25 protein-coding genes are annotated in these 25,371 nt (G+C 73.8%); 13 read left to right on the top strand and 12 right to left on the bottom strand.

The window, feature by feature from the left end:
- Positions 1–14 precede the first annotated feature (14 nt).
- The 5 genes from EDD93_RS19290 to EDD93_RS19270 all read right to left on the bottom strand — a co-directional run bounded on the left by EDD93_RS19290 (position 15) and on the right by EDD93_RS19270 (position 4,438).
- Complete coding sequence (locus tag EDD93_RS19290; protein WP_123527864.1) at positions 15–1,145, bottom strand: glutathione-independent formaldehyde dehydrogenase; 1,131 nt, start codon at positions 1,143–1,145, stop codon at positions 15–17.
- Between the two features lie 140 nt (positions 1,146–1,285).
- Positions 1,286–1,852 carry a type 1 glutamine amidotransferase domain-containing protein gene (locus tag EDD93_RS19285; protein WP_123526319.1) on the bottom strand — a complete coding sequence of 189 codons (567 nt, stop codon included), beginning with the start codon at positions 1,850–1,852 and terminating at the stop codon, positions 1,286–1,288.
- Positions 1,853–1,910: 58 nt separating this feature from the next.
- The gene (locus EDD93_RS19280; protein ID WP_123527863.1) at positions 1,911–2,978 is read right to left on the bottom strand and encodes a PHP domain-containing protein; all 1,068 of its coding nucleotides are present in this window, start codon (positions 2,976–2,978) and stop codon (positions 1,911–1,913) included.
- An 86-nt stretch (positions 2,979–3,064) separates the two neighbouring features.
- Positions 3,065–3,844, bottom strand: coding sequence for a maleylpyruvate isomerase family mycothiol-dependent enzyme (locus EDD93_RS19275; protein WP_123526318.1), 780 nt, complete (start codon positions 3,842–3,844; stop codon positions 3,065–3,067).
- Between the two features lie 42 nt (positions 3,845–3,886).
- Complete coding sequence (locus EDD93_RS19270; RefSeq protein ID WP_123526317.1) at positions 3,887–4,438, bottom strand: hypothetical protein; 552 nt, start codon at positions 4,436–4,438, stop codon at positions 3,887–3,889.
- A gap of 141 nt (positions 4,439–4,579) precedes the next feature.
- Here EDD93_RS19270 and EDD93_RS19265 point away from each other — a divergent pair, with 141 nt between their 5' ends.
- Entirely contained in the window at positions 4,580–4,870 is a 291-nt protein-coding gene (locus EDD93_RS19265) for a hypothetical protein (protein WP_073735810.1), read from the top strand.
- A gap of 13 nt (positions 4,871–4,883) precedes the next feature.
- Here EDD93_RS19265 and EDD93_RS19260 read toward each other — a convergent pair whose 3' ends face one another.
- Genes EDD93_RS19260 through EDD93_RS19250 form a run of 3 tightly spaced genes read right to left on the bottom strand, consistent with a single transcriptional unit; the run spans position 4,884 to position 8,128 of the window.
- Positions 4,884–5,957 (bottom strand): prenyltransferase, encoded by a 1,074-nt coding sequence (locus tag EDD93_RS19260; RefSeq protein ID WP_123526316.1) that lies wholly within the window; start codon positions 5,955–5,957, stop codon positions 4,884–4,886.
- A complete protein-coding gene (locus tag EDD93_RS19255; RefSeq protein WP_123526315.1) occupies positions 5,954–6,730 on the bottom strand; it encodes a class I SAM-dependent methyltransferase in 777 nt (258 codons plus the stop codon). The genes EDD93_RS19260 and EDD93_RS19255 overlap by 4 nt, the downstream gene beginning before the upstream one ends.
- 57 nt (positions 6,731–6,787) lie before the next feature.
- On the bottom strand, positions 6,788–8,128 hold the full coding sequence (locus EDD93_RS19250) for a glycosyltransferase family 4 protein (protein ID WP_123526314.1): 1,341 nt from the start codon (positions 8,126–8,128) through the stop codon (positions 6,788–6,790).
- Positions 8,129–8,358: 230 nt separating this feature from the next.
- On the opposite strand from EDD93_RS19250, the gene EDD93_RS19245 reads away from it, so the two are divergent.
- From EDD93_RS19245 to EDD93_RS19215, 7 genes are all read left to right on the top strand, one after another.
- Complete coding sequence (locus EDD93_RS19245; protein ID WP_123526313.1) at positions 8,359–8,970, top strand: TetR family transcriptional regulator; 612 nt, start codon at positions 8,359–8,361, stop codon at positions 8,968–8,970.
- A gap of 134 nt (positions 8,971–9,104) precedes the next feature.
- The gene (locus EDD93_RS19240; RefSeq protein WP_123526312.1) at positions 9,105–10,385 is read left to right on the top strand and encodes a substrate-binding domain-containing protein; all 1,281 of its coding nucleotides are present in this window, start codon (positions 9,105–9,107) and stop codon (positions 10,383–10,385) included.
- Between the two features lie 3 nt (positions 10,386–10,388).
- The gene (locus tag EDD93_RS19235) at positions 10,389–11,189 is read left to right on the top strand and encodes an ABC transporter ATP-binding protein (protein ID WP_123526311.1); all 801 of its coding nucleotides are present in this window, start codon (positions 10,389–10,391) and stop codon (positions 11,187–11,189) included.
- The gene (locus EDD93_RS19230; RefSeq protein WP_123526310.1) at positions 11,186–11,932 is read left to right on the top strand and encodes an ABC transporter ATP-binding protein; all 747 of its coding nucleotides are present in this window, start codon (positions 11,186–11,188) and stop codon (positions 11,930–11,932) included. The genes EDD93_RS19235 and EDD93_RS19230 overlap by 4 nt, the downstream gene beginning before the upstream one ends.
- Positions 11,932–12,819 (top strand): branched-chain amino acid ABC transporter permease, encoded by an 888-nt coding sequence (locus EDD93_RS19225; protein WP_123526309.1) that lies wholly within the window; start codon positions 11,932–11,934, stop codon positions 12,817–12,819. The genes EDD93_RS19230 and EDD93_RS19225 overlap by 1 nt, the downstream gene beginning before the upstream one ends.
- A complete protein-coding gene (locus EDD93_RS19220; protein ID WP_123526308.1) occupies positions 12,816–13,967 on the top strand; it encodes a branched-chain amino acid ABC transporter permease in 1,152 nt (383 codons plus the stop codon). Before EDD93_RS19225 ends, EDD93_RS19220 begins: the two co-directional genes overlap by 4 nt.
- Positions 13,964–14,848, top strand: coding sequence for an alpha/beta fold hydrolase (locus EDD93_RS19215; RefSeq protein WP_123526307.1), 885 nt, complete (start codon positions 13,964–13,966; stop codon positions 14,846–14,848). Before EDD93_RS19220 ends, EDD93_RS19215 begins: the two co-directional genes overlap by 4 nt.
- Positions 14,849–14,900: 52 nt before the next feature.
- On the opposite strand, the gene EDD93_RS19210 is transcribed toward EDD93_RS19215, so the two are convergent.
- Positions 14,901–16,376 carry a PHB depolymerase family esterase gene (locus tag EDD93_RS19210; protein ID WP_123526306.1) on the bottom strand — a complete coding sequence of 492 codons (1,476 nt, stop codon included), beginning with the start codon at positions 16,374–16,376 and terminating at the stop codon, positions 14,901–14,903.
- 221 nt (positions 16,377–16,597) lie between these two features.
- Here EDD93_RS19210 and EDD93_RS19205 point away from each other — a divergent pair, with 221 nt between their 5' ends.
- From EDD93_RS19205 to EDD93_RS19185, 5 genes are all read left to right on the top strand, one after another.
- Positions 16,598–17,587, top strand: a complete 990-nt coding sequence (locus EDD93_RS19205) for an aldo/keto reductase (protein WP_123526305.1) — start codon at positions 16,598–16,600, stop codon at positions 17,585–17,587.
- Between the two features lie 109 nt (positions 17,588–17,696).
- Entirely contained in the window at positions 17,697–18,518 is an 822-nt protein-coding gene (locus EDD93_RS19200; RefSeq protein ID WP_123526304.1) for a 3-hydroxybutyrate dehydrogenase, read from the top strand.
- Positions 18,519–18,551: 33 nt separating this feature from the next.
- Complete coding sequence (locus tag EDD93_RS19195; RefSeq protein WP_123526303.1) at positions 18,552–20,528, top strand: GAF domain-containing protein; 1,977 nt, start codon at positions 18,552–18,554, stop codon at positions 20,526–20,528.
- 59 nt (positions 20,529–20,587) lie between these two features.
- A complete protein-coding gene (locus EDD93_RS19190) occupies positions 20,588–21,925 on the top strand; it encodes a sensor histidine kinase (RefSeq protein ID WP_123526302.1) in 1,338 nt (445 codons plus the stop codon).
- A 53-nt stretch (positions 21,926–21,978) separates the two neighbouring features.
- Positions 21,979–22,623, top strand: coding sequence for a response regulator transcription factor (locus EDD93_RS19185; protein WP_123527862.1), 645 nt, complete (start codon positions 21,979–21,981; stop codon positions 22,621–22,623).
- Positions 22,624–22,633: 10 nt separating this feature from the next.
- Here EDD93_RS19185 and EDD93_RS19180 read toward each other — a convergent pair whose 3' ends face one another.
- The 3 genes from EDD93_RS19180 to EDD93_RS19170 all read right to left on the bottom strand — a co-directional run bounded on the left by EDD93_RS19180 (position 22,634) and on the right by EDD93_RS19170 (position 25,320).
- Positions 22,634–23,515 carry a hypothetical protein gene (locus tag EDD93_RS19180; RefSeq protein ID WP_260255781.1) on the bottom strand — a complete coding sequence of 294 codons (882 nt, stop codon included), beginning with the start codon at positions 23,513–23,515 and terminating at the stop codon, positions 22,634–22,636.
- A gap of 108 nt (positions 23,516–23,623) precedes the next feature.
- On the bottom strand, positions 23,624–23,857 hold the full coding sequence (locus tag EDD93_RS19175) for a ferredoxin (protein WP_123526301.1): 234 nt from the start codon (positions 23,855–23,857) through the stop codon (positions 23,624–23,626).
- Entirely contained in the window at positions 23,857–25,320 is a 1,464-nt protein-coding gene (locus tag EDD93_RS19170; protein WP_123526300.1) for an aldehyde dehydrogenase, read from the bottom strand. Before EDD93_RS19170 ends, EDD93_RS19175 begins: the two co-directional genes overlap by 1 nt.
- Positions 25,321–25,371 lie beyond the last annotated feature (51 nt).

Below are 25,371 nucleotides of genomic sequence, written 5' to 3'. Positions count from 1 at the left end.
GGGTCTGGACGCGCTCAGGGCTTGAGTACGACCTTCGTCCAACCGTCATCGCGGTCGTCGAAGTGGCGGTAGGCGGACGGCGCCTCGTCCAGGGGCAGTTCGTGCGAGACGATGAGCGACGGCTTCGCCCTCCCGTGCCGGATGAGCCGGCCGAGCCGGCGGTTGTACGCCTTCACGTTGGCCTGGCCGGTGCCGATGCGCTGGCCCTTGAACCAGAACTGACCGAAGTCGAAGGGCAGTTTGCCCTCCTGCGCGAGGTCGTTGGGAGCGCCGTCGTCCTGCGGGAGGAACACGCCCACGACGCCGATGGCCCCGGTCGCCCGCACGGAGGCCACCAGGTCGTTCATGGTCGCCTCGGGCCTCTCCTCGCCCTGCGGGTCGTGTGCCTGGTAGCCGACGCACTCGCAGCCCTTGTCGGCGCCGCCCCCGGTCAGTTCCAGGATCCGGTCCACGTGGTCGCCCCCGGAGTCGTCGACCGCGACGGCGCCGGCCTCCTCGGCCAGTCGCAGCCGGTCGGGCTGCCGGTCCACGACCAGGACCTGGCTCGCGCCGCGCAGCCGGGCGGAGTACGCCGCCATCAGGCCGACGGGGCCGCCTCCGTAGACCACCACGGATTCGCCCGGTGACACATCGGCCAGTTCCGTGGCGTGGTAGCCGGTCGGGAAGATGTCCGCCAGCATCACGTAGTCGTTCTCCTTCTCCTCGGCGTCCTCGGGCAGGACCAGGCAGTTGAAGTCGGCCCACGGCACGCGCAGGTACTCGGCCTGGCCGCCCGCGTAGGTCCCCATGGCGGCGAAACCGTAGGCACCACCGGGTGTGTCGGAGTCGACCGAGAGGCAGAAACCGGTGAAGCCGCGCTCACAGTTGGCGCAGAATCCGCACCCGACGTTGAAGGGCAGGCAGACCCGGTCGCCGACCTTCACCCGGTCGACCCCGCTCCCGGTCTCGATCACTTCCCCGAGGTTCTCGTGGCCGAGCGTCCGCCCGGTCTCCATCGTGGTCCGGCCCTCGTACATATGCAGGTCGGAGCCGCAGATATTGGTGGACGTGACTTTCACCAGCGCGTCCGTCGGACGTTCGATCCCCGCGTCGGGGACCTCGACGACCGCGACGTCGCGGGGTCCTTGGTAGACGAGTGCTTTCACACAGCTCACCGCCCTCTCCATCGGAGTGCGGCGCCCCGGGCGGGGTGGCGGCCCGGAGCGCCGGACAAATGTCCCCTCTCCACCATGCGCGCAACGGGCTCCCCGCGCAGCGGGCCGGGCTCCCTGACGCCCCGCGGGGCTCAGGAGCCCACGAGGGCCTTGCCGATCGCGTCGAGGAAGGCGTCGAGGTCCTTGGGCGTCCGGGAGGTGACCAGGGTGCCGCCGCCCTCGCTGTCACTGACGACGGGCTCGTCGACCCAGGACGCTGCGCCGGCGTTGCGGATGTCGGTCCGCAGCGAGGGGTACGACGTGAGGGTCCTGCCCCGGACCAGGTCGGCCTCCACCAGGGCCCAGGGGCCGTGGCAGATGGCCGCGATCGGGCGGCCCGAGGCGGCGAAGGCCCTGACGATGGCGAGGGCCTTGTCGTCGAGGCGCAGCTGGTCGGCGTTCAGGGTGCCGCCGGGAATCAGCAGGAGCTGGCGGTCGCCCGGGTCCACCAGGTCGAACGTGGTGTCCGGGGCGACGCTCTCACCCAGGTCCTTGTCACCCACCAGGGTCTGTACGGGCTCGGCGGACGCGGCCGCGACGGTGACCTCGGCCCCGTCGTCCCGCAGCCGCCGGAGCGGCACCAGCAACTCGTCCTGCTCGACTCCGTAGTTGGTGACGAGGACCAGCACGCGGTGTCCGTTCAGGGGCTTGTCGGTCATGATGCGCTTTCCTCTCGCTCGTGCTTCCGGCGAGACGGCCCGTGCGGGCGTCTCGGTTCTACTGTCCGTCTTCTGTCCCGTTCTGACGTCCCCGGGCGCGGTCCGGGACAGTGCCCGCGCCCGTCCAGGCCAGCAGCTCGTCCGCCGTCCACGTCGTGACGACGCGTTCCGCGGGGACCTCGCACTCCTCGGCGCGGGCGCAGCCGTGGATCTGCCAGTCCAGCTGGCCGGGCGCGTGCGCGTCGGTGTCGAGGGCGAACAGGGCGCCCGCCCCGACGGCCCGGCGCAGCAGCCGGCGGGGCGGGTCGAGGCGCTCGGGTCTGCTGTTGATCTCGACCGCCGTGCCCGCCTCCGCGCAGGCGGCGAAGACCTCGTCCGCGTCGAACCGCGACTCCGGGCGGCCCCGGCCGGTGAGCAGCCGGCCCGTGCAGTGGCCGAGGACGTTCGCCCTCGGGTGGCGGACGGCCGCGAGGAGGCGCCGGGTCATCGGTCCGGGGTCCATCCGCAGCTTGGAGTGGACGGAGACGACCACCAGGTCCAGGCGCGCCAGCAGCTCGTCCTCCTGGTCGAGGGAGCCGTCCGGGTTGATGTCGCACTCGATGCCGGTGAGCAGTCTGAAGGGCGCCCAGCGCTCGTTGAGCGCGGCCACCTCGTCCAGTTGCCGGCGCAGCCGCTCGGGCGAGAGACCGTTGGCCACGGTCAGCCGGGGGGAGTGGTCGGTGAGCACCGCCCAGTCGTGGCCGAGCGCCGCCGCCGTGCGGCCCATCTCCTCGATCGGGCTGCCGCCGTCCGACCAGTCGGAGTGCAGATGGCAGTCGCCGCGCAGCAGTGCGAGCAGCCGCTCACCGCCCTCGGCGAGCGGTCCGCTCTCCTCGGTCTCGGTCTCCAGCCGCTCCAGGTAGCCGGGTACCTCGCCGGCCACCGCCTCCCTGATCACCTGCGCGGTCCTGGGGCCGATGCCCTTGACCCGCTCCAGCGAGCCGTTCGTGACCCGCTGGACGGCCTCCCCGTCGGCCATGGCGGCGACGGTGCGGGCGGCCGTGCGGAAGGCCTGGACGCGGTAGGTGTCCGCGCTGCCGCGCTCCAGCAGGAAGGCGATCCGTTCCAGGGCCCGGACCGGGTCCATCGCCACCTCCTCGCCGGACGGGACGGGCTGCCGTTTCAGCTTGGCGCAGTGCGGCCCGGCCCGCACACCGGCCGGAGTCCGTCCGGTCAGCCGAAGGAGGAGCGCGCCAGCCAGAAGTCCAGCAGCTCCGCGTCGCCCAGGACCTCGACGCGGTCGCTGTCCGGGGCGAGGCGGCGGTTGAAGACCAGCATCAGGTCGGTGAGCGGGCCCCGCAGCGCCACGGTCGCCCTGTCGTGCGCGCGGCGCCAGGTGAAGCCGTCCTCACCGAACTCGATCAGCCACTCGGCGCCGGGGGCGTCGGTGGCGTGCAGGTGGATGGAGCGCCCGGCGCCGCGCAGCTCGGCCGCCTCCGGGTCGTATCCCGAGGAGGCGGAGAAGGCGACGATGTCCAGCCATTCGTCGATGGTGTCCGCCGCCAGATCGGGCGCCATCGCGTAGGGCACCTTCGCGGTCAGGGCGGCGTCCGCCTGGTGCACGACGGTCTCGATCGCCACGCGCCGCGCCCAGAACCCGGCGCTGTGGTCCCAGGACCAGGACCAGACCGGCAGGTCCGGCCCCGCCTCACGCAGTGCCCCGGCGGTCTGCGCCGCCCCCTGGGCCAGCCAGGCGTCCAGCACGGCGGGGTCTTCGCCCTCGGGGGTGAAGTGCGGCACCCGCTCGTTCGGGACCTCCTCGGTGGCCCGGGTGCGCACGATCTCACCGACCCAGCGGTGGGCGCCGCCGACGTGGACGGCGAGGTCGCGCAGCGTCCACTCGGGGCAGGTCGGTACGGTCGCGTCGAGGTCGCCGTCGGCCACAGCGGCCCTCAACGCGTCGGTCCTCAGAACGATTTCGTCGCAGTAGCGCTTATGCGTGAGTTGGCTCATGCCCCGCAGCCTAAGGGCTGCCCCGAGCGCCGTTCCCGGCCTTTATCCGCCGAGCTGCGACGTGGAGGGGACCTTGTCCTTCACCTCGGCGCCCGCGCTCTTCCCGGCGTCCTTGATGCCGCTGATGACGCTCTCGAAGGCGCCGATGTCGCCCGCGCCCGCCTCGCCCTTGCGGAGTTTGGTGGCGAGGCCCTTGAGCGAGGCGATGCCGGCGGTCAGCGGTGCCACGGCCTTCGCGAGCAGCGGGTCGCCCTTGGCGTTCTCGGTGGCGGCCTTGAGCCTGTTGTAGGCGAAGCCGCCCGCGAGTCCGGCCTTGACGAGCGCGAAGGTCCGCCCGTCGGCGCCCTTCTTGAACTTGCCGGCCCGGTACGGCTTGACGACCCACTGGTAGGTGGCGCCCGCGGCGAGCCCCGCGTTGGCGACGAACCGCGTCTTGGCGTACTTCTGGGCCTGGGCGGAGGACGTGCCGGAGGGCGACGCCGAACTGCTGCTCGTCGTGCTGTCGTCGCCGCCGCACGCGGTGGTGCCCATCGTGACGGCGCAGCACAGCAGCAGCGCCGTGAGCAGACGGCGGAGCGGTACGGAACGGGGCACGGCGGGCCTCCCTGGCCGGGCACATCACGACGGGGCGCCGGGGCCCGGCACTCCCCCGCAAGGCTGGCGCCGGCCCGGACGGCCCGCCACCGGGGTACGCCGTCCGGGTTTCACTCAACGGAAAGCGGCAATCCGCAGTCCATGTCGTACTCAAGAGGCAACGGAAGCAGCACCGCAGCACGTGTCATAGCCGTGGTGGCGGACATCATGGCTTTCATCATCATCCTGTGGATCCTGATGTACCTGCTCGATGCCAACCCGGACAACGGCCTGGTCGAGTTCGTACGGCACACCGCCCGCTGGCTCGCCGGCTGGTCGTACGACCTGTTCACCTTCGACGAGGCCTGGGCCAGGGTCGTCGCCGGCTACGGCCTCGCGGCCGTCGTGTACCTGTTCATCGGGCACGCCGTCGCGGGCCGCATCCGCCGCTGAGCCGGTCTGCCGCTCAGCCGCAGCAGTCCGGCTCCAGCCCCTTCGGCAGCCGCTCCCCGCTGAAGACCGCGGTGGTCGCCTCGTCCCCACCGAGCGCGGCCACCGCAAGCAGCAGCGAACCGGCGGTCCAGGCGGTGCGTTCCTCGGGCCAGAACGCCCGGTTGCCCTCGAAGACGTACCCCGTCCAGTACATCCCGTCCCCGGCCCGCAGGTGCTGGATGGACTGCAGGATCTCCAGGGCCCGGTCGGACTCGCCCATCACCCAGAGTGCCAGGGCGAGTTCGCAGCTCTCGCCGCCCGTCACCCAGGGGTTGGGCAGCACGCAGCGCACGCCGAGGTCCGGGACGACGAAGCGGTCCCAGCCCTCCTCGATCCGCCGGGTGGCCGCCGGGCCGTCGAGCGCGCCGCCGAGGACCGGGTAGTACCAGTCCATCGAGTAGTGGCTCTTGTCCAGGAAGCGTTCCGGGTGGCTGCGGATCGCGTGGGCGAGTGCGCCGGTCGCCAACTCCCAGTCGGGCTGCGGCTCCTCGCGGCTTTCCGCGATGGCCAGCGCGCAGCGCAGCGCCTGGTGGATGGAGGAGGAGCCGGTCAGCAGCGCGTCCGTCACCGGGGTGCCGTCGGCCTCCTGCTTCCAGCCGATCTGGCCGCCGGGCTGCTGGAGCCGCAGCACGAACTCGACGGCGGCGAAGACGGTCGGCCACATCCGGTCGACGAAGGCGTCGTCGCCGGTGGCCAGGTAGTGGTGCCAGACGCCGACGGCCACGTAGGCGCAGAAGTTGGTCTCCAGGCCCCGGTCGGTGGGCCTGGACGGATCGCCGTCGTGGTAGGCGGCGTACCAGGAGCCGTCGTCGTTCTGGTGCCGGGCCAGCCACTCGTAGGCGCGTTCCGCGGCCTCGTGCTCACCGGCGGCGTCCAGCGCCATGGCGGCCTCGGTGTGGTCCCACGGGTCGAGGTGGTGCCCCCGGAACCAGGGCAGGGCGCCGTCCTCGCACTGCACGGCGAGCAGCGCGGCGACGGTTTCGGTGGCCTGCCCGGCGGTGAGTACTCCGGGCAGCACGAGGTGTTCGGTGCGCTCGGGAAGTGTCACGCCCCGGCCCCGGCGGCGTCGTCGGCCTGCGCCGGGGCGTCGGTGGCCGCGGTGGCGGGCAGGTGCGGCTTGGTCGCGTAGGCGACGAAGCTCTTGCCGACGACCGGGTTGAGCAGTTGCTCCGCGACCCTGGTCGCCATCGGCTTCTTCATGATGTCCCAGACCAGCAGCTTGTGGTACGCCCGCACCGGCAGTGCCTTGTCGTTGTCGACACCGAAGGCGCACTTGAGCCACCAGTAGGGCGAGTGCAGTGCGTGGGCGTGGTGGGTGCCGTACGGCTTGAGGCCGGCGCCGCGCATCTTGCCGAGCAGCTCGTCGGCCTTGTAGATGCGGATGTGGCCGCCCTCGACCTCGTGGTAGGCGTCGGAGAGGGTCCAGCAGACCTTCTCGGGTCCGTAGCGCGGCACCGTGACGGCGATCCGTCCGCCGGGCCTGAGCACCCGGACCATCTCGGCGAGGACGCCCTTGTCGTCGGGGATGTGCTCCATCACCTCGGAGATGATCACGACGTCGAAGGACTCGTCGGGGAACGGCAGGTTGAGCGCGTCGCCCTCCATCGCGGTGGCGGTGGCGCCCTCCGGGGCCTCGCCCTCCTCCTTCATCGCGGCGAACCACTTCGCGACCTCGCGGATCTCCTCGCCGTTCTGGTCGAGTGCCACCACCTGGGCGCCGCGCCGGTAGCACTCGAAGGCGTGGCGTCCGGCGCCGCACCCCAGGTCGAGCACTCGGTCACCTGCGGCGAGCGGGAAGCGGGTGAAATCCACGGTCAGCACGAATGCCTGCTTTCGCGGTCGGGGTTCGAAGGGGGCGGGACGCGGGGGCGTGCGGAGTCAGCGGCGGCCGTCGGGCCCGGCGGCGGCGCGGGCGGCGATGGCCTCACGGTAGAGCGCGGCGGTGCCGATCGCCGCCTGCTTCCAGGTGAACCGGGCGAGGACCCGGGCGCGGCCCGCCGCCCCGAGCCGCTCGCGCAGCGCGGGATCGCGGAGCAGCCGGCCGAGCGCGTCGGCCAGCGCCCCGGCGTCGGCGGGCGGGACCGCCAGACAGGTCTCGCCGTCCGGGCCGGCGACCTCGGGGATCGCGCCGCCGGTGGTCGCGACGAGCGGGGTGCCGGTGGCCATGGCCTCGGCGGCGGGCAGCGAGAAGCCCTCGTACAGCGAGGGGACGCAGGCGATCTGGGCGCCGCGCACCAGGTCGACGAGTTCGGCGTCGCTGATGCCCTTGACGAACTCGACCGCGTCCCCGAGTCCGTGACGTTCGATGGCCTGCGCGACGGGTCCGTCCTCGGCCCGCCGGCCGACGACCACGAGGTGCGCCTCGGGGTTCTCGGTACGGAGCTTGGCGAGCGCCTCGACGAGGTGGACGAGGCCCTTGAGCGGGACGTCGGCGCTGGAGGTGGTGACGATCCGGCCCTCGACCTCGGGGACGGCGGGATCGGGCGACCACAGGTCGGTGTCGGCGCCGATGTGCACGACGTGGACGCGGCCGGGCTCCACGCCGAGGTGCTCGACGATCTCCTGCTTGGAGGAGCCGGAGACGGTGAGCACGGACGGCAGCCTGCGCGCGACCCGCTTCTGCATCCGAGTGAAGGCGTACCAGCGGCGCACGGAGGCGCGGCGGCGGCGGGTCGGGGCGGCGTCCAGGTCGAGCTTGCGATCGACGGTGATGGGGTGGTGGATCGTGGTGACGAGGGGGGCGCCGAGATCGGCGAGGAGCCCGTAGCCGAGCGTCTGGTTGTCGTGGATGACGTCGAACTCGCCGCTCCTGGCGACGAGATGGCGTCTGGCGCGCAGGCTGAAGGTGAGCGGTTCGGGGAATCCGCCGGTCCACATGGTGGCGACCTCGGCGGCGTCGATCCAGTCCCGGTACTCGCCCCGCTTCGGGGTGCGGAACGGGTCGGGCTGCCGGTAGAGGTCCAGGCTCGGCAGCTCGGTGAGCGGGACGCCCTCGTCGAGCACGGGGTAGGGCTGGGCGCCGATCACCTCGACGCTGTGCCCGAGGCGGGCGAGCTCGCGTGCGAGGTGGCGCACGTAGACGCCCTGGCCGCCGCAGAAGGGGTTGCCCTTGTAGGTGAGGAGTGCGATGCGCAACGGCCGGTCGCCTTCGGTGCCTGCCTCCGTGTCCGACGTACCGACGCCCGTGCGGGGGCCCGACTCTATGGCCTCAGCGGTCACACTCGGCCCCCTTCTCACTGCGTGTTCGCCGGAGCGTAACCGCTCACGCTAATCTAGAACAAGTTATAGACCGGATCGTTCAACAAGCTACGAATCTACCGGCAGGTAGCGACGGTGCAACGGCCGGATCAGGTGATTCGCGCCACGGCACACACCCTGGCATGCTGTGCGCCGCCGGACCGGCCTTCGCGTCCTCGCGGTCGCGGACAGAAGCCACGGGGATGGGACACATGACAGCGGAAGCCAGACCGGCATCGCCGCCCCTGACGGAACGCCAGGAGGCCCGCCGCCGCCGCATCCTGCACGCCAGTGCGCAGCTCGCCAGCAGGGGCGGTTTCGAGGCCGTCCAGATGCGCGAGGTGGCGGAGGCCGCCGGGGTCGCCCTGGGCACCCTGTACCGCTACTTCCCGTCCAAGGTCCACCTGCTGGTCGCCACCATGCAGGACCAGCTCCAGCACATGCACGGCACGCTGCGCAAACGTCCCCCCGCCGGGGCCGACGCCGCGGACCGGGTCGCCGACACCCTGATGCGGGCGTTCCGCGCGCTCCAGCGGGAACCGCATCTGGCGGACGCGATGGTGCGCGCGCTGACCTTCGCGGACCGCAGCGTGAGCCCCGAGGTGGACACCGTCTCGCGGCTCACGACGGCGATCATCCTGGACTCGATGGGCCTTGAGCACCCGACGCCCGAGCAGCTCTCGGCCGTCCGGGTGATCGAGCACACCTGGCACTCGGCGCTGATCACCTGGCTGTCCGGCCGGGCGTCGATCGCACAGGTGAAGATAGACATCGAGACGGTGTGCCGGCTGATCGACGTGACAGCGCCGGATCAGGGCCGCTGAGCGGCCGGGCGCCGCCCATGTGCGGCGCCCACACGCATCGCCGGTCAGGTGAGGTGCCCTGCACCATATCGACGACGGCACGGTGTTCATACGGTTCGGCGACATCACAGGAACACGCCGAGGAGCCGGTCACCATGCGTCGCAGAGCCAGCGGTACGAGCAGAGCCCGCACAACCGGCGGGGCCACCCGCACCGCCCGCCCCGCAGCCCTGCCGGCCGTCGCCGCACTGGCCGCCGCCGGCCTGCTGCTGACCGGGTGCAGCGCCGCCGGGAAGGCGGGCAGCGAGGACGCCGGGGCCGGGAAGTCCGGCGGCGCGTCGAGTGTGAAGGTGGGCCTGGTCTACTCGCGGACCGGGCTGCTCGCGGACTACGGCAAGCAGTACCGGGACGGCTTCATGGCCGGCCTGGACTACGCCACCAAGGGCACCGGCGAGGTCGCGGGCCACCGCATCGAGGTCACCGAGCAGGACGACGCGGGCGACCCCGGCAAGGCCGTCTCGGCGGCGAAGAACCTGATCGGCAAGGGCTACAAGGTGCTGGCCGGCACCACCGACTCCGGCGTCGCCCTCCAGATGGCGCCGCTCGCCGCCCAGAACAAGGTGCTGTACATCAGCGGGCCGGCCGCCACCGACGCGGTGACCGGCATCAACGACTACACCTTCCGCTCGGGCCGCCAGTCCTACCAGGACATCCTCACGGCGGGCGCGATGCTCGGGGACGCCGAGGACAAGAAGGTCACCGTGCTCGCCCAGGACTCCACCTTCGGCCAGGCGAACGTCGCCGCGGTCGAGGCGGTGCTCGGCGCGAAGGGCGCGAAGGTGGGCTCCGTGCTGGCGCCGCCCAGCGCGACGGACCTGACGCCGTTCGCCCGGCAGGTCAAGGCGGGCGGGCCGGATCTGGTCTTCGTGGCCTGGGCCGGCTCCACCGCGCCGGCCCTGTGGACCGCGCTGGACCAGCAGGGTGTGCTGGGCGCGGGCAAGGTCGTCACCGGGCTGGCCGGGACCGCCTCGTACCCGGTGTTCGGGGCGGCCGGGGCCAAGGTGTCGTTCCTGGCGCACTACTTCCCGGGCGCGGGCGGCGGCAACGCGGTGGAGAAGGCGATGCTCGGCTCGGTGCGGAAGGCCGGCGGCACCCCCGACCTGTTCACCCCGGACGGCTTCACCGCGGCCCAGATGGTCGTGCGCGCCGTGGCCGGGGGCAGCGCCACCGACCCGGCCGCGATGGCGAAGGCGCTGGAGGGCTGGACCTTCGACGGGGTGAAGGGCAGGGAGCAGGTCCGGGCCGAGGACCACGCCCTGGTGCAGCCGATGTTCGTGGCCCGGCTGACCGGCAAGGGCGCCGCCGCGAAGCCGGAGCTGCTGGACACCGAGCCGATGGACGCCGTGGCGCCGCCGGTGAAGCCCTCGGCGGGCTGAACCATGACCGCACCGCACCCCCTCGGCCGGCGGGACGGCCGGGCGGACGCCGCGGACTCCACCGGTCCCGTGCTCCGCCTCGACGGGCTGGGCTGGAGCGTCGGTGGCGCGACGATCCTGAAGGACATCACGCTCGACGTCCGCGAGGGCGAGTTCCTCGCCTTCATCGGCCCCAACGGGGCCGGAAAGACCTCCCTGTTCAACCTGATCAGCGGACTCGTCATGCCGACCTCGGGCACGGTCACGCTGGACGGCGCCGACCTGACCGACCGGCCCGCGCACGTCCGCGCCCGGCGCGGCATCGGCCGGACGTTCCAGACGTCCAGCCTCTGGCCCGCGATGACGGTGGCCGGCCACGTCCGGCTGGCCGCGCAGGCCGCCCGGGGCGGCTCGTACCGGTTCTGGCGGCGCGCCGACCCGTTCACCGCCGAGGTGACCGGCGTACTGGAGCGCACCGGTCTCGGCCACCGGGCCGGGGCCACCGCCGCCGAACTGTCGCACGGCGAGAAGCGGAAGCTGGAGCTGGCCGTGCTGCTGGTCGGCGAGCCCCGGCTGATGCTGCTCGACGAGCCGATGGCCGGGGTGAGCGCCGAGGAGGTCCCCGCGCTCACCGAACTGATCCGCACCCTGCACCGGGAGGAGGGGCGCACCGTCCTGATGGTCGAGCACCACATGGACGTGCTCCTCGGTCTGGCCGACCGGCTCGCGGTGATGCACCACGGGCGGCTGCTGGCCCTGGACACCCCGGAGGCCGTCACCGCCGACAGCACCGTCCAACAGGCCTACCTCGGGGAGGGGTTGTGAGCGAGCCGCCCCTGCTCGACGTACGGGACCTGCGGGTCCTGATCGGCGGCAGGCACATCCTGCACGGCGTCGCCCTGGACGCCGCCGCCCACGGCGTGACCGCGCTGCTGGGCCGCAACGGCGCCGGGAAGACCACCACCGTCCGGGGCGTCATGGGCCTCGTCCCGCGCACCGGCAGCGTCCGGCTGGACGGCGAGGAGACCGTGGCACTGCCCACCCACGCCGTGGTGCGGCGGGGCGTGGGCTACGCCCCGGAGGACCGGGGGGTCTTCGCCGGGCTGAGCGTGGCGGAGAACCTGCGGCTGGCCGAACGGCGCGGCGCGGGTGAGCCCGACTACCCCCTTGTCCATGAACTCTTCCCCGAACTCAAGCAGCGAGCAAGGCAGTTGGCCGGGACGCTGTCCGGCGGCCAGCAGCAGATGGTCGCCATCGGCCGCACCCTGCTCAACGCCAACCGGCTGATCATCGCGGACGAGCCGACCAAGGGCCTCGCGCCGAAGGTGGTCACCGAGGTGGCGCGGGTGCTGGAGCGGGCCGCCGAGGCGGTGCCGGTGCTGCTCGTGGAGCAGAACCTCGCCGTGGTACGCCGGCTCGCCGGGCACTGCGTGGTGCTGGCCGACGGCCGTACCGTCCACCGGGGCCCGGCCGTCGAGCTGCTCGGCGACGCGGAGGCGGCCCGCCGGCTGCTCGGCGTGGGACACGGCCCGGCCACCGGAGCACCCTTCATGGAGGCGGATTCCTGATGTCCACCATCGTGCTGCTCACCATGACCGGACTCGGTCTGGGAGCCCTCTACTTCCTCATCGCGTCCGGACTCTCGCTGATCTTCGGCCTGATGGACGTGCTCAACTTCGCGCACGGCGCGCTGCTCTCCATCGGCGCGTACGGCACCTGGTGGGCGGCGTCCGGGAACCTGCCCGGCGCGGGCCCCGGCGGGGCCGGCTTCGTCCTCGCGGTGCTGTTCGGCACGGCGGTGGGCACCGCGGCCGCCGTGCTCCTGGAACTCGCCGTCGTCCGGCCCCTCTACACCCGGCCGCGCGAGCAGGTGCTCGCCACCGTCGGGGTGGGGCTCGCGGTCCCCGCGCTGCTGTCCGGGATCTGGGGCGCGGACGCCCGGACCTTCCCCGGGCCCGAGGCGCTGTCCGGCACCTTCGGGCTGCTGGGCGCGCAGGTCCCGGTCAACCGGCTCGTCCTGGTGGCGGCGGCGGTCGTGGTCCTGGTGGCGCTGCGCCTCTTCCTGGGCCGGACCCGGCACGGCCTCGTCGTACGGGCCGGGGTCGAGGACCGGGCGATGGTCACCGCGCTCGGCATCGACGTCCGCAGGGCATTCACCCTCGTCTTCGCGATCGGGGGCTGCGCCGCCGCGCTGGGCGGGGCGCTCGGCGGGCTGTACTTCGGCTCGGTCGACCCCCGCCAGGGCACCTCGCTGCTGATCTTCGCGTTCGTCGTGGTGGTCACCGGCGGCATGGGCTCGGTGACCGGCGCCGCCGCGGCGTCCGTGGTCATCGGCCTGGTCCAGCAGTTCGCCAACTACTACACCGCGGCGGGATTCGGCGACCTGGCGGTCGTCGTCCTGCTCGCCGCGCTGCTGCTGATCCGCCCGCGCGGACTGACGGGGAGGCTCGCGTGAGCACCGCCATCGAGACACCGGACCGCACCGACGGCCGCTCCCCGGCCGCCCCCGCGCCCCCGGGCCCGCCCCGGCTGCTGCGCTGGTGGCCCGCCGCCGTCCTGCTCCTCCTGGTCGTCGCGCCCTACAGCGCCGTACCCGTACCGGGCCTGCTGGACGGGCCGCTCGGCAGCGCAGGAAGCCTGCAACTCATCGCCACCTGCCTGCTGTTCGGTGCCCTGGCCACCGGCTACGACCTGCTGCTCGGGCGCACCGGACTGCTCTCCTTCGGCCACGCCCTGTACTTCGCGGCGGGCAGCTACGCCACCAACGTGTTCCTGCTGGAGGCGGGGCTCCCCTTCGCGGCCGCCGCGCTCCTCGGGCTCTGCTTCGGGATCGCGCTGGCCCTCGTCCTGGGCTCGGTGAGCCTGCGCGTCACCGGCATCGGCTTCTCCATGGTGACGCTGGCCTTCGCCCAGGCGGGCTCGATCCTGGTCTCCCGCAACCCGGGCGGCATCACCGGCGGCGAGGAGGGCCGGGCGGCACCGGCCGGCCTGCTGCCCTCCTGGCTCGTCGGCATCGACAACACGGCGAACCTGTACTGGATCGCGCTCGCCTACCTCGTCCTCACCCTGGGCGTCGTCCACTGGGCGGTCCGCTCCCCCACCGGGCGTGTCTGGGAGGGCATCAGGGAGAACGAGCGCCGGGTCGAGGTGCTGGGGCTGAAGCCGTACGGGTTCAAGCTGACGGCCTTCGTCCTCGCGGGCGCTCTCGCCGCGCTCGGCGGCATCGTGCACCTGCTGCTGACCGGCGGCTCCACCCCGCAGACGACCACGTCCGACTTCACGCTCTCGCTGCTGGTGATGGTGGTGCTGGGCGGCTCCGGGACCCGCTGGGGCCCGATGGCCGGCGGCATCCTCTACACCTGGGCCGACCACCGGCTCGGCGACCTGGCCGGTTCGGGCGCGGTGGCCGGTCTCCCGGCGGTGCTCCGAATCCCGCTCTCCCAGCCGCTGTTCCTGCTGGGCGTACTGTTCGTGGCCGTGGTACGCCTGCTGCCCGGCGGGCTCGCCCGACTGCCCTCCAGGCTCGCCGCGTCGCGCCGGCGCGGGCCCGCCGAGGAGATCCCGCCCCGCACCCCGCCCCGGAAGGAGAACGGAAACCCGTGATTCCGTACGAAGAGATCAAGGTCCCCGTCACCGGGGGCGAACTGGCGGCCGTGCGCTGGCCGGCCGCCGGGCCGGACGCGCCGGTGGTGGTCGCCCTGCACGGCATCACGGCCAACGCGCTCTCCTGGGGCACGGTGGCCCGGCAGCTGGCCGGTCGCGTCACCCTGGTCGCCCCGGACCTGCGCGGCAGGGCGGGGAGTTCGGGGCTGCCCGGCCCGTACGGCATCGCCGCCCACGCCGACGACACCGCGGCCCTGACCGAGGCGCTGGGCGCGGACCGGGTGGTGCTGGCGGGCCACTCGATGGGGGCGTTCGTCGCGGCGCTCGCCTCGGTGCGCCACCCGGAGCGCTTCGGTCCGCTGCTGCTCGTCGACGGCGGCATCGGCTTCCCGGCGCCCACGCACCTGTCGCCGGACGAGCTGATGACGGCGGTGATCGGCCCGGCGATGGACCGGCTGTCGATGACGTTCGCGGACCGGGCCGCCTACCGGGCCTTCTGGCGGGCGCACCCGGCGTTCGCGGGCGCCTGGTCGGACGAGGTGGACGCCTACATCCAGCGCGACCTGACGGGCGCGGAACCGGCCCTGCGCTCGTCGTGCCGGATCGAGGCGGTCCGCACGGACGGCGTCGGCCTCTTCGACGAGGAGGTGCTCTCGGCGGTACGGAAGCTGCCCGTCGGGGCGACGCTGCTGTGGGCGGCGCGCGGCCTGATGGACGAGGAGCAGGGCCTGTACGACGAGGAGCGCCTCGCGGCGGCGGATCTCGCCGGGACCCGGCTGACGCCGGTGGCGGCGGGGGACGTGAACCACTACACGGTGCTCACCGGCGAGGCGGGCGCGCGCGACATCGCGGACCGGCTGGTGGCGTACGCGCGGGCCTGAACAGGCGTGCGGAGCCCGGCGGTTGCCGGCCGGGCCCCGCCCACCGCACGTGTCAGCCCGCGGTGCAGCCGCTGTCCGCGATCACGAAGTACCCCGCGGGCGACTCCTTGAGCGTGTGGGTGACGAAGACGTTGTACAGGCCCATGTTCGCCCCGGAGCCGTTGGCGTAGACGTACCCGCCGGTGGTGCGGGCCCGGCCCGCGGCCACCTGCGCGTAGTTGGTGGCCGTCCAGCACCGGGCGGGTGCGCTGCCGCCGGTGGTGGTCGCCGTCACCTGCGCCGATGCGGTGCCCGCCGTGCCCCCGGAGTCCACGGCCGCCACGGTGTAGCGGTAGGCGGTCCCGGCGGTGAGGCCGGTGTCCGTGTGGGTCGTGCCGGCCGGCGAGGCGACCTTGGTCCCGTCGCGGTAGAGCGCGTAGGAGGCGGCTCCCCCGACCGCGTTCCAGGACAGGGAGGCGGTGGTGCCGGTGGTGCCGGTGACGGTCACGCCGGCCGGGGCCGGCAGCCCGTCGTCGCCCCCGCCCGGGGTGCCGCCGTCCAGTCCCCAGAAGACGCCCGTGTAGTACGAGGAGCAGATCGCGTTCAGGAAGTACGCGGCCGTCCTCCCGCACTGCTCGGCCCCCGAACCGGGGCTCACCGCAAGGCCGTGGCCCATGCCGGAGACGGTGTACGTCTCCACGGCCGGCCGGCCCGCCGAGTCGTTGTAGACGCTGCGCGTGGTGCTGCCGGGGAGGGTGTCGGTGGCGGACGGGGTCTGGCCGATGCCCCAGACGTCCGTCCACTGGTCGCGCAGGGCCGTGGCGTTGGCCGGGTACACGGTGTAGTCCGAGGTGCCCTGCCAGATCGCCACCCGGGGCCGGGGGCCGCTGTAGCCGGGATAGGCGGCGCGGACCTTGTCGCCCCACTGGGCGGGGCTGAGCTTCTGCGGCCCGGTCTGGCAGCCGGAGGCCGCCGCCTGGCTCGTCGCGCACTGCGCGGGCAGCCCCGAGGCCACCGAGCCGCCCGCGAACACGTCCGGGTAGGCGGCCAGCAGGTCCGCGGTCATGCCGCCGCCCGCCGAGAGACCGGTGACGTACACCCGGCCGGCGTCCGAGCCCCGGCTCTGCTTCGCCTTCTCCACCATCTGCACGACCGAGGCGGCCTCGCCCTTGCCCCGGCTGTCCTCGGCCGGGTCGAACCAGCCGAAGCAGGAGAGCGCGTTGTTCGCGGCCGTGGTCTGCGGGAAGACGACGTCGAAGCCCCACCGGTCGGCCAGCTCCGCCCAGCCGGAGTCGGCGTAGTACGCGTCGGCCGTCTGCGTACAGCCGTGCAGGGCGACGACCAGGGGCGCGTTCGCGGGGAGACCGGCCGGCGTGTACTCGTACATCTGGAGGTTGCCGGGGTTGGAGCCGAAGCCGGTGACCTGCTGGAGGCCCCCGGCCGCGGCGGCCGGCTGGGCGGCCGTGGTGCTCAGCGTGGCCGCGAGCAGGCCGAGGACGGCCGTGGACGCGGCGCGGCGGAAGAGACGTCTCAGGATCGGTGGGCGCACGGGTGCCTCCCTGGTCGGTACGTGCGGGGGTACGGGCTGCTGCCGGAACCTACGAGCAGCGCCCGCCCGCGCCCATGGGACCGGCGGCCACTCCCGGGCCCCGGCTGTGTGCGCCGCCGCCCTTGCGCGGCGGGCCGGACGGGTTGACATCGAGTGCGCTCCAGCACGCAGACTGCCGCCCGACGCCCGTACGGCAACGGGCTGCTGGGGAAGGGACCCGCATGCGCTACCGCACCGTCGGCACCGGTCCGAAGACCCGTCGCGAGGTGAGCGTGCTCAGCCTCGGTGCCATGCGGATGGGCACGCTCACCGACGAGGCGGCCTCGTTCGCGATCCTCGACCGGTACGCCGAGGCCGGCGGCACCTTCGTCGACACGTCCAACAACTACGCGTTCTGGGTCGACGGCACCCGGGGCGGCGAGAGCGAGCGGCTGCTGGGCCGCTGGCGCCGCAGCCGGGGCACGGCCACCGACGGGATCGTCATCGCGACCAAGCTGGGGGCGCGTCCGAACGCCCCGGGCACCGGGTTCACCCGCGATATCGAGGGCCTGTCCGCAAAGGCCGTCCGGGAGTCGGCCGAGCGGAGCCGGGAGAACCTCGGGGTGGAGAAGCTGGGCCTGCTCTACGCCCATGTGCAGGACCGCGGCGTGCCGCCCGAGGAGACCGTCGGGGCGTTCGCGGAGCTGGTCGCGGAGGGCACCGTCGGGCTGCTGGGCGTGAGCAACCACTGGGCGTGGCAGGTCGAGCGGGCGCGGGCGCTCGCGGCGGCCGCCGGTCTGCCCGGGTACGAGGTCCTCCAGTACCACCACAGCTATCTGCGGCAGCGCACGGACCAGCCGAGCCCGCGCTCCCCCGACGGCCAGGAGGGGGTGCTGACGGGCGATCTGCTGAGCTACCTCCGCCAGGAACCGGCCCTGGTCCCGGTCGCCTACTCACCGCTGCTCAACGGCGCGTACGGCCGGGCGGACCGGCCGCTGGGACCGGAGTTCGACCACCCGGGCACGCCCGCCCGGCAGGCGGCGCTGCGGGCGGTGGCCGAGGAGACCGGGGCCACCCCCAACCAGGTGGTGCTGGCCTGGCTCATCGGCGGCGAGGTGCCGGTCGTCCCGCTGGTCGGCGCCTCGTCGGTCGCGCTGCTGGACGAGAGCCTGGCGGCGGTGGACCTGGAGCTGACCCCGGAGCAGCGGGCGGTGCTCGACGCCGCGCACTGACGGCCCCCGGCCGGTCCACGCACCATGTACGCCGCCACCATGCCGGGGCGGGAGGGTGTGTGCACCGACCCCGTGTGACAAGGGCCGCCGCGTACCTACGGTGACGGCCATGGAGACTTCCCGCAGACCCGATCACGAACCCTCCGCGCCCTCCCCCGGCGGCGGACCGGCGCAGGCGCCCCCGGCACCCCCGCAGGCCGGGCGGACCGCGCTGGTGACCGGTGCGGCGAGCGGGATCGGACGGGCCTGTGCGCTGGCGCTCGCGGCGGCCGGCGCCCATGTGCACGTGGTGGACAAGGCCGGTGAGGCGGCCAGGAGCCTGGCCGCGGAGATCGGCGGGACGGCCTGGGTGGTGGACCTGGCCGACCCCTCGGTCGTCGACACGCTGCCGGCCGACGCGGACGTGGTGGTCAACAACGCGGGGCTCCAGCACGTCGCCCCCGTCCACGCGTTCCCGCCGGAGCGCTTCGCGCTGATCCAGCGCGTGATGGTGGAAACCCCGTTCCGCATCTTGCGCCGGACCCTGCCGGGCATGTACGAACGCGGCTGGGGGCGCGTGGTCAACATCTCGTCGGTGCACGGGCTGCGCGCCAGCCCGTACAAGTCGGCCTATGTGACGGCCAAGCACGCACTGGAGGGGCTGAGCAAGGTGGTGGCGCTCGAAGCGGCGGAGCACGGGGTGACGAGCAACTGCGTCTGCCCCGGCTACGTACGCACCCCCCTGGTGGAGGACCAGATCGCGGACCAGGCCCGCAACCACGGCATCTCGGAGGAGGAGGTGGTGGGGCGGGTGATGCTGGAGCGCAGCGCGATCAAGCGGCTGATCGAGCCGGCGGATGTCGCCGAGGCCGTCCTGTGGCTGTGCGGTCCGCGTACCGGCCACATCACCGGCACCTCGCTCTCCATGGACGGCGGCTGGACCGCCAACTGAGCCCTCCCGCCCCCCTGTCTACGAACGGCCGCCATGTCTGAACCGCCCCCCTCCGCCGCACCCCATCTGAGGCACCTGTTCGACCTGCTGAGCGACGACGCACCCGCCGAGGCGCTGGGCGCGGTCCTGGCGACGGCGCGGGCCGACGGGGTGCCGGCGGGCGAGCTGGCCGAGGTGGAGCGGGCCACGGCCACCGCGCTGCGGATCAGGGGCGCCCTGCGCCAGCACCGGCGGCGCGAGCTCCAGCTCACCGCGCTCTTCGACACGGCGGGCGACCTGGCGGCCTCCCGCGATCTGGACGACGTGCTGAAGGCGATCGTGCGGCGGGCCAGGATGCTGCTGGGGACGGACACGGCCTACCTGACCCTCCCGGACGAGGAGGCGGGCGACACCTACATGCGGGTGACCGACGGGTCGGTGTCGCTGCTCTTCCAGCGGCTGCGCCTCGAACTCGGCGAGGGCCTCGGCGGTCTCGTGGCGCAGACGGCGAGCCCGTACGCGACCCCGGACTACCGCACCGACGAGCGCTTCCGCCACACCCGCAACATCAATGCCGGGGTGCTGGACGAGGGCCTGGTCGCCATCCTGGGCGTGCCGCTGCTGCTCGGCTCCAGCCGAGGGGGCGCCGGCAAGGTGATCGGCGTGCTCTTCGCGGCCGACCGGGCACCCCGGGTCTTCAGCCCCGACGAGGTCGCCCTGCTGTGCTCGCTGGCCGCGCACGCCGCGATCGCCATCGACACCGCCCGCGCCCTGGCCGACACCACCTCCGCCCTCGCCGAACTGGCCGGGGCGAACGCGGAGCTGGCCGAGGCCAACGCCTCGGTACGGGCGCACTCGGCGGCCATGCGGCGGGCGGAGGAGTCGCACGACCGGCTGACGGACCTGGTGCTGCGCGGCCGGGACGTCAGGGACGTGGCGGCGGCCGTCGCCGGACTCCTCGACTCCCCCCTGACCATCCACGACCCGGGCGGCCGCCCGCTGGCCGCGGTCCGCCCGGACGGTACGGGCTTCGCCGCCGACAGCATGGACGCCGGCTGGCTGGCGGAGGCGGCCGAGGAGTCCCGCACCGGGGCGCGTGCGGTGCACCGCGACGGGCGGGTGGTCTGCGCGGTGCTCGCCGGACAGGAGCTGCTCGCCGGTCTGGTGCTGCACCGCGGCCGGCACCTCGACGACTCCGACCGCCGGCTGTTCGAGCGGTCGGCGGTGGTCACCGGGCTGCTCCTGCTGCTGCGGCGCACGGTGGCCGAGACCGAGAACCGCATCCGGGGCGAACTGATCGCCGACCTGCTGACGGACACCGGCCGCGACCCGGCCGGCCTCGTCGAGCGCGGCCGCCGTCTCGGCATCGACCTGGACCGCCCGCAGCTGCTGCTGGTCGCGGAGACCGCCGCCCGGGAGCGGCTGGCCCCGGCCGCGACGCGCTATCTGTTCGGCGGGGAGATCCACGGGGTGAGCGCCGAACACGCGGGCGCGGTGGTGCTGTTGATCGAGGCGGGCGGCTCCGGCCCGGCGGCCGGGGCCGTGGCCCGCTCGGCGGCGGCCCAGCTCGGGCAGCTGGCCCAGACGCCGGTCACCGTCGCCGCCGCGGGCCCGGCCAGGGGCGCGCGGGGGCTGGCCGCCGCCTACGCGGAGGCGGCGCGCTGTCTGCGGGCGATGCGGGTGCTGGGGCGCACGGGTGAGGGCGCGTGCGTGGACGAACTGGGCTTCCTGGGCGTGGTGCTGGGCAACGGGCAGGACGTCGGCGGCTTCGTCTCGGCGGCGCTCGGGCCGCTGCTGGAGTACGACGCACAGCGCGGCACCCACCTGGTGCGGACGCTGGGCGCGTACTTCGGCGCGGGCGGCAGCCTGATCCGGGCCAAGGACGAGCTGCACGTACACGTCAACACGGTGGTGCAGCGGCTGGACCGGATACAGGTGCTGCTGGGACGGGACTGGAACGAGCCGGACCGCGCGCTGGAGCTCCAGCTGGCGCTGCGCCTGCACCTGCTGTCGGCAGCCCCGGACCGCTGAGGCCCCGCGCCGGGCCGCCGTGCCGGAGCGCCGCCGGCCTGCGCGCTTATGCTGAGGTCATGGCTGAGTCGCTGCCCTCCGTGGTCGCGGGCCGGTGGCGGCCGGGCGCCGGCCCCGCTGTCCGCGCCGGGCGTCGCACGCTCGTGGAATCCCTCTATCTCCTCACCGCGCCGCTGAGCGCGGCCGCCGGTCTGCTGCTGGTGGCCGGCGGCCTGTGCGCCGCGACGGCCGGTTCGCTGGTGCCGGGCGGGTCGCCCGGCACGGCCCGCGCCCTGGCACTGGCCCGGTGGCCCGGCGATCTGGAGTGGTGGCGGATCGGCGCGGTACGGGCCCGGACCGGCGGGGCGCGCGGTGCGGGCCGGCGGCCGGGGTCGAAGGAGACGGGCGGCGCGGCCGACCCGGAGCTGTGGCTCGACCTGGCGCACGCGGTGCTGGTGCTCCCCGTCGTGCTGGTCACCTGGGTGGTGACGGCACTGTGGTGGTTCGTGGGCCTCGCGACCCTCACGTACCCGCTGCGCAACGAGGTCGCGCCCGGCTCGCTGCGGCCCATGACCCTGTACGCGGGCAGCGACCGGTCCCATGTCGCGCTGAGCCTGGGCCTGACGTCACCGTCCGGGCGGATCGCGTTCGCCCTCTCGGTCGGCGTGCTGGTGCTGGCGGCCCTGCCGCTGGTGACCCGGGTGTGCGTCGCCGCCCAGGCCGGTCTCGGGCAGGCGCTCCTGTCGAACATGTCGGCGCTGCACCGCCGGATCAGCGGACTCGAGCAGGAGCGCGACACCGCCCGCGCGCAGGCCGTCGCCGCGGTGACGGCGGAGACCGCCGCGCTGCGGCGGCTGGAGCGCGACATCCACGACGGGCCCCAGCAGCAGCTGGTCCGGCTGGCGATGGAACTGGGCCGCGCCCAGCACCACTTCGACCGCAGGCCGGAACTGGTCAGGGCCGCACTCGCGGACGCGGTCCTGCGGACCCAGGAGGCCCTGGACGAACTGCGGGCCCTGTCCCGGGGCATCGCCCCGCCCGTCCTCACCGACCGGGGGCTCCGGGAGGCGCTGCGCGCCCTGGCCGCGCGCAGCGTCGTCCCCGCCGGGCTCGACGCCGCGCCCCTGAGCGGACGGCTGGAGCCCGGCGTCGAGACGGCCGCGTACTTCGTGGTCGCCGAGGCGCTGACGAACGCGGCCAAGCACAGCCACGCCCGCCGGTGCACGGTCGGGCTGCGCCACACCGGGGGGATCCTGCGGGTCTGGGTGACGGACGACGGCGTGGGCGGTGCCGCGCCGGCCGAGGGGCACGGGCTGTGGGGTCTGGCCGACCGGGCACGGGCGGTCGGCGGCCGGCTGCGGGTGGACAGTCCCGAGGGCGGCCCGACGACGGTCACGGCTGAGCTGCCATGTCCCTGATGGGCGACGGCGCGGCGCCGGGAGCACCGGTGGTCCCCGCCTTCCGGGAGCCGCTGCGGATCGTCGTCGCGGATGACGCGGTGCTGCTGCGCGAGGGGCTGGTCCGGCTGCTCTCGGAGGACGGTCACCAGGTGGTGGCGGCGGTCGGTGACGGCCCCGCCCTGGTCGAGGCGGTGCTCGCGCACCGCCCGGACGTGTCGGTCGTCGATGTGCGGATGCCGCCGACGCACACGGACGAGGGACTGCGGGCGGCGGCCACCGCCCGCAGCCGGCTGCCCGGCGCCCCTGTGCTGGTGCTCAGCCAGTACGTGGAGGTGTCCTACGCCGCCGATCTGCTCGCGGACGGGGCCGGCGCGGTCGGCTACCTGCTGAAGGACCGGGTCGCCAAGGTCGAGGAGTTCCTGGACGCCCTGGTCCGCGTCGCCGGGGGCGCGACGGTGCTCGATCCGCAGGTCGTCGCCCAGCTGCTGGCCCGGCAGCGGCGGGACGACCCGCTGGAGAAGCTGACCGCGCGCGAGAGGCAGTTGCTGGCGCTGATGGCCGAGGGGCATTCCAATACGGCCATCGCCCGGCGCATGGTGCTCTCCGGCAGCGCGGTGGAGAAGCACATCGGCAACGTCTTCGCGAAGCTCGGCCTGCCGCCCGACGACACGCGGCACCGCCGGGTGCTCGCCGTCCTCGCCCACCTCAACGGCTGAGGGCCTCCCCTCACCAGCCGCCTTCGAAGAAGGCCAGGAGCGCGGGGGCCGGGTCGGCCGCGGTCGCCGTGTTCGCCACGGCGATCACGGCGACGGCTGCCGCCAGCAGGGCCCGGAGCAGGCCGGACGACCGGAGCACGCGCCTGGTCCACCGGTCGCGGGCCGCTGCCGCGGCGAACCGCCGCCACGACACCGCGCTCATCGCGGCGGCGGTGAGCGCCACCGCCGTGGCGGCCGCGGCCTGCACGGCGTGGTAACGCCCGAAGTCGCTGACCATCACCTCGACTGGAGGCGAGGTGGCGCCGCCGGCGTCCGGGTATCCGGCCAGTTGCTCCGTGATCCCGGCGATCGTGCCGGCGAGCTCCCCGTGCGGCGCGTGCAGCGGCAGCATCGACAGCAGCGAGGAGAAGGGCGCCAGCGTCCCCTGGACGTTCGCCATCACCAGCGCCAGCGAGAACAGCGCGAGCGCCGTGACGACCGCCCCGGCGGACGCGAGGGCGGCCCGCCTCCCGGCGGTGAGCCCGCCGGCGCGCAGGTACGCCTTGCGGAGCAGCACGCCGAGCGCGAGGAGCACGGCGAGCAGGACCGCGGCGACCACGGCCTTGACCAGGTGATAGCGCGACCAGTAGTCGACGGCGTGCCTCAGGCCCGGGGGAAAGCCCCGCTCACCGGCCGCCCAGTAGTCGGCGAAGGAGGCGGAGAGGTGGTCCTCGAGCCCGCGCCGGCCGTCGTAGCCGCCGCCGGACAGGCTCCCGGCGACCGGAGCGGGGGCGAGCACGAAGGCGGTGCCGAGGGCCACGGCGAGAGCGGTGAGCACGGTGGCCGTGCGGACGGGTACACCCGCGGTGCGGGACGGTCCGGGCCGGGTGGTGGGTGGTGTCGTTGTGGACATGCTGGTGACTCTGTCGCGGCGCCCCCCGCCGGGTCACTGCGGTCCGCCATCCGCCCGGGGTGTGGCAGGCCACACCCCGAGCGGGTGGCGGGGCTCACGGAAGGGCTCTCAGTCCTCCGGCGGGAACACGACCTCCCCCGAGTCGGCCAGGGCCACCGTGATCGCCTCGACCGGGCACCCCTCGGCGGCCGCGAGGACCCGCTCGTTGGCGTCGGTCTCCGGGTCGACGGGATGGGACTGCCGGGCGGAGTCCAGCCGGAAGCCGTCCGGTGCGTGGTTGACGCACATCCCCGACCCGATGCACACGCCCCGGTCGACCTCGACGCTCCAGCGGTCCCCCATCAGGCCGCTCCCCCGTATCCGGCGGGCAGATGGATCATCTTGTGCTCGAAGTACTCCCCGTACCCCTCGGGTCCGAACTCCCTGCCCACACCGGAGTTCTTGTAGCCGCCGAACGGCCCGAGCATGTCGAGGCTGAAGGTGTTCACGCTGTACGTGCCGGTCCTGACCCGGCGGGCGATGTCGATGCCGCGTTCGGTGTCGGCGGTCCAGACGCTGCCGCTGAGCCCGTACTCGGAGTCGTTGGCGATCTTCACGGCCTCGTCCTCGTCGCCGTACGGCAGCAGGCAGATGACCGGGCCGAAGATCTCCTCGCGGGCGATGCGCATGGAGTTGTCGACGTCCCCGAAGAGCGTCGGCTCGACGTACCAGCCGCGCTCCTGGGAGGCCGGGCGCCCGCCGCCGGTGAGGATCTTGGCGCCCTCCTCCTGGCCGATCCGGATGTAGTCGAGGGAGCGCTGCTGCTGGCGCCGCGCGACGAGCGGGCCGAGTTCGGTGGCCGGGTCGAGCGGGTCGCCGACCTTGAGCGCGCCTGCGGCGGCGGCGAAGGCCTCGGCGGTCTCCTCGTACCGGGAGCGCGGCACCAGGATCCGGGTCTGGGCCACGCAGGCCTGCCCGTTGATCATCCAGGCGAAGGGCACGATGCCCGCGACGGCGGTCTCCAGATCGGCGTCGGGGAGGATCACGGCGGCCGACTTCCCGCCCAGTTCCAGGGTGACGCGGGTGAGGTTGCGGGATGCGACCTCCATGACGCGCCGTCCGGCGGCGACGGACCCGGTGAAGGAGACCTTGTCCACGCCCGGGTGCCCGACCAGGTACTCGCTGACCTCGCGGTCGGCGGGCAGGATCGACAGCACGCCTTCGGGCAGCCCGGACTCGGCGGCGATCTCCGCCAGGATGTAGGCGTCGAGCGGTGATTCGGGCGACACCTTCAGGACGGCCGAGCACCCGGCGAGCAGCGCGGGCGCGAGTTTGGCGGCAGCGGTGAACTGCGGCACGTTCCACGGCACGACGGCCGCGACCACCCCGACGGGCTCGCGGCGCACCAGCAGCGGCCCGAGCGCCCCGTCCCTGCGCTCCTCGTAGGGGAAGGTGCGGGCGACGGTGATCGCCGCGTCCCACACCATCATCGCGGCGAGGGCCTGCACCATGACACTGGAGCTGTACGGGGTGCCGTTCTCCGAGCTGATGACGCGGGCGATCTCCTCGTACCGCACGGCGAACGCGTCCTTGATCCGCGTGACGACGGCGATCCGCTCGTCCAGTGTCATCCGGGGCCACGGCCCCTCGTCGAACGCCCGGCGGGCGGCGGCGACGGCCCGGTCCACGTCCCCCTCGGCGGCGTGCGGCACGCGGCCGATGACCTGCTCGGTGTGCGGGGAGATGACCTCGATGACTTCCCGCCCCAGCGGATCGACCAACTCCCCGCCGATGAACAGTTTTCCGTGTTCGACAAGCTCGCTCATGGCTGCTGCCTCCCGCGACGCGGCACGTGACCCGACTCGTTGACTGAACTG

The sequence above is a fragment of the Streptomyces sp. 840.1 genome (assembly GCF_003751445.1).
In the GTDB taxonomy this organism is placed as follows: domain Bacteria; phylum Actinomycetota; class Actinomycetes; order Streptomycetales; family Streptomycetaceae; genus Streptomyces.
Note: the sequence above shows the minus strand (reverse complement) of the source record. Positions and strands in the feature narration are given on the sequence as shown.

Coding starts and splice junctions, on each gene's coding strand:
- EDD93_RS19175 (WP_123526301.1), bottom strand. CDS start 23,857: ATGGGGGACCGCTGGAGCGTCGAGGTCGACCGGGGCGTGTGCATCGGG.
- EDD93_RS19285 (WP_123526319.1), bottom strand. CDS start 1,852: ATGACCGACAAGCCCCTGAACGGACACCGCGTGCTGGTCCTCGTCACC.
- EDD93_RS19200 (WP_123526304.1), top strand. CDS start 17,697: ATGGAGACTTCCCGCAGACCCGATCACGAACCCTCCGCGCCCTCCCCC.
- EDD93_RS19235 (WP_123526311.1), top strand. CDS start 10,389: ATGACCGCACCGCACCCCCTCGGCCGGCGGGACGGCCGGGCGGACGCC.
- EDD93_RS19265 (WP_073735810.1), top strand. CDS start 4,580: ATGTCGTACTCAAGAGGCAACGGAAGCAGCACCGCAGCACGTGTCATA.
- EDD93_RS19190 (WP_123526302.1), top strand. CDS start 20,588: ATGGCTGAGTCGCTGCCCTCCGTGGTCGCGGGCCGGTGGCGGCCGGGC.
- EDD93_RS19225 (WP_123526309.1), top strand. CDS start 11,932: ATGTCCACCATCGTGCTGCTCACCATGACCGGACTCGGTCTGGGAGCC.
- EDD93_RS19280 (WP_123527863.1), bottom strand. CDS start 2,978: ATGGACCCGGTCCGGGCCCTGGAACGGATCGCCTTCCTGCTGGAGCGC.
- EDD93_RS19275 (WP_123526318.1), bottom strand. CDS start 3,844: ATGAGCCAACTCACGCATAAGCGCTACTGCGACGAAATCGTTCTGAGG.
- EDD93_RS19180 (WP_260255781.1), bottom strand. CDS start 23,515: ATGTCCACAACGACACCACCCACCACCCGGCCCGGACCGTCCCGCACC.
- EDD93_RS19205 (WP_123526305.1), top strand. CDS start 16,598: ATGCGCTACCGCACCGTCGGCACCGGTCCGAAGACCCGTCGCGAGGTG.
- EDD93_RS19195 (WP_123526303.1), top strand. CDS start 18,552: ATGTCTGAACCGCCCCCCTCCGCCGCACCCCATCTGAGGCACCTGTTC.
- EDD93_RS19240 (WP_123526312.1), top strand. CDS start 9,105: ATGCGTCGCAGAGCCAGCGGTACGAGCAGAGCCCGCACAACCGGCGGG.
- EDD93_RS19170 (WP_123526300.1), bottom strand. CDS start 25,320: ATGAGCGAGCTTGTCGAACACGGAAAACTGTTCATCGGCGGGGAGTTG.
- EDD93_RS19245 (WP_123526313.1), top strand. CDS start 8,359: ATGACAGCGGAAGCCAGACCGGCATCGCCGCCCCTGACGGAACGCCAG.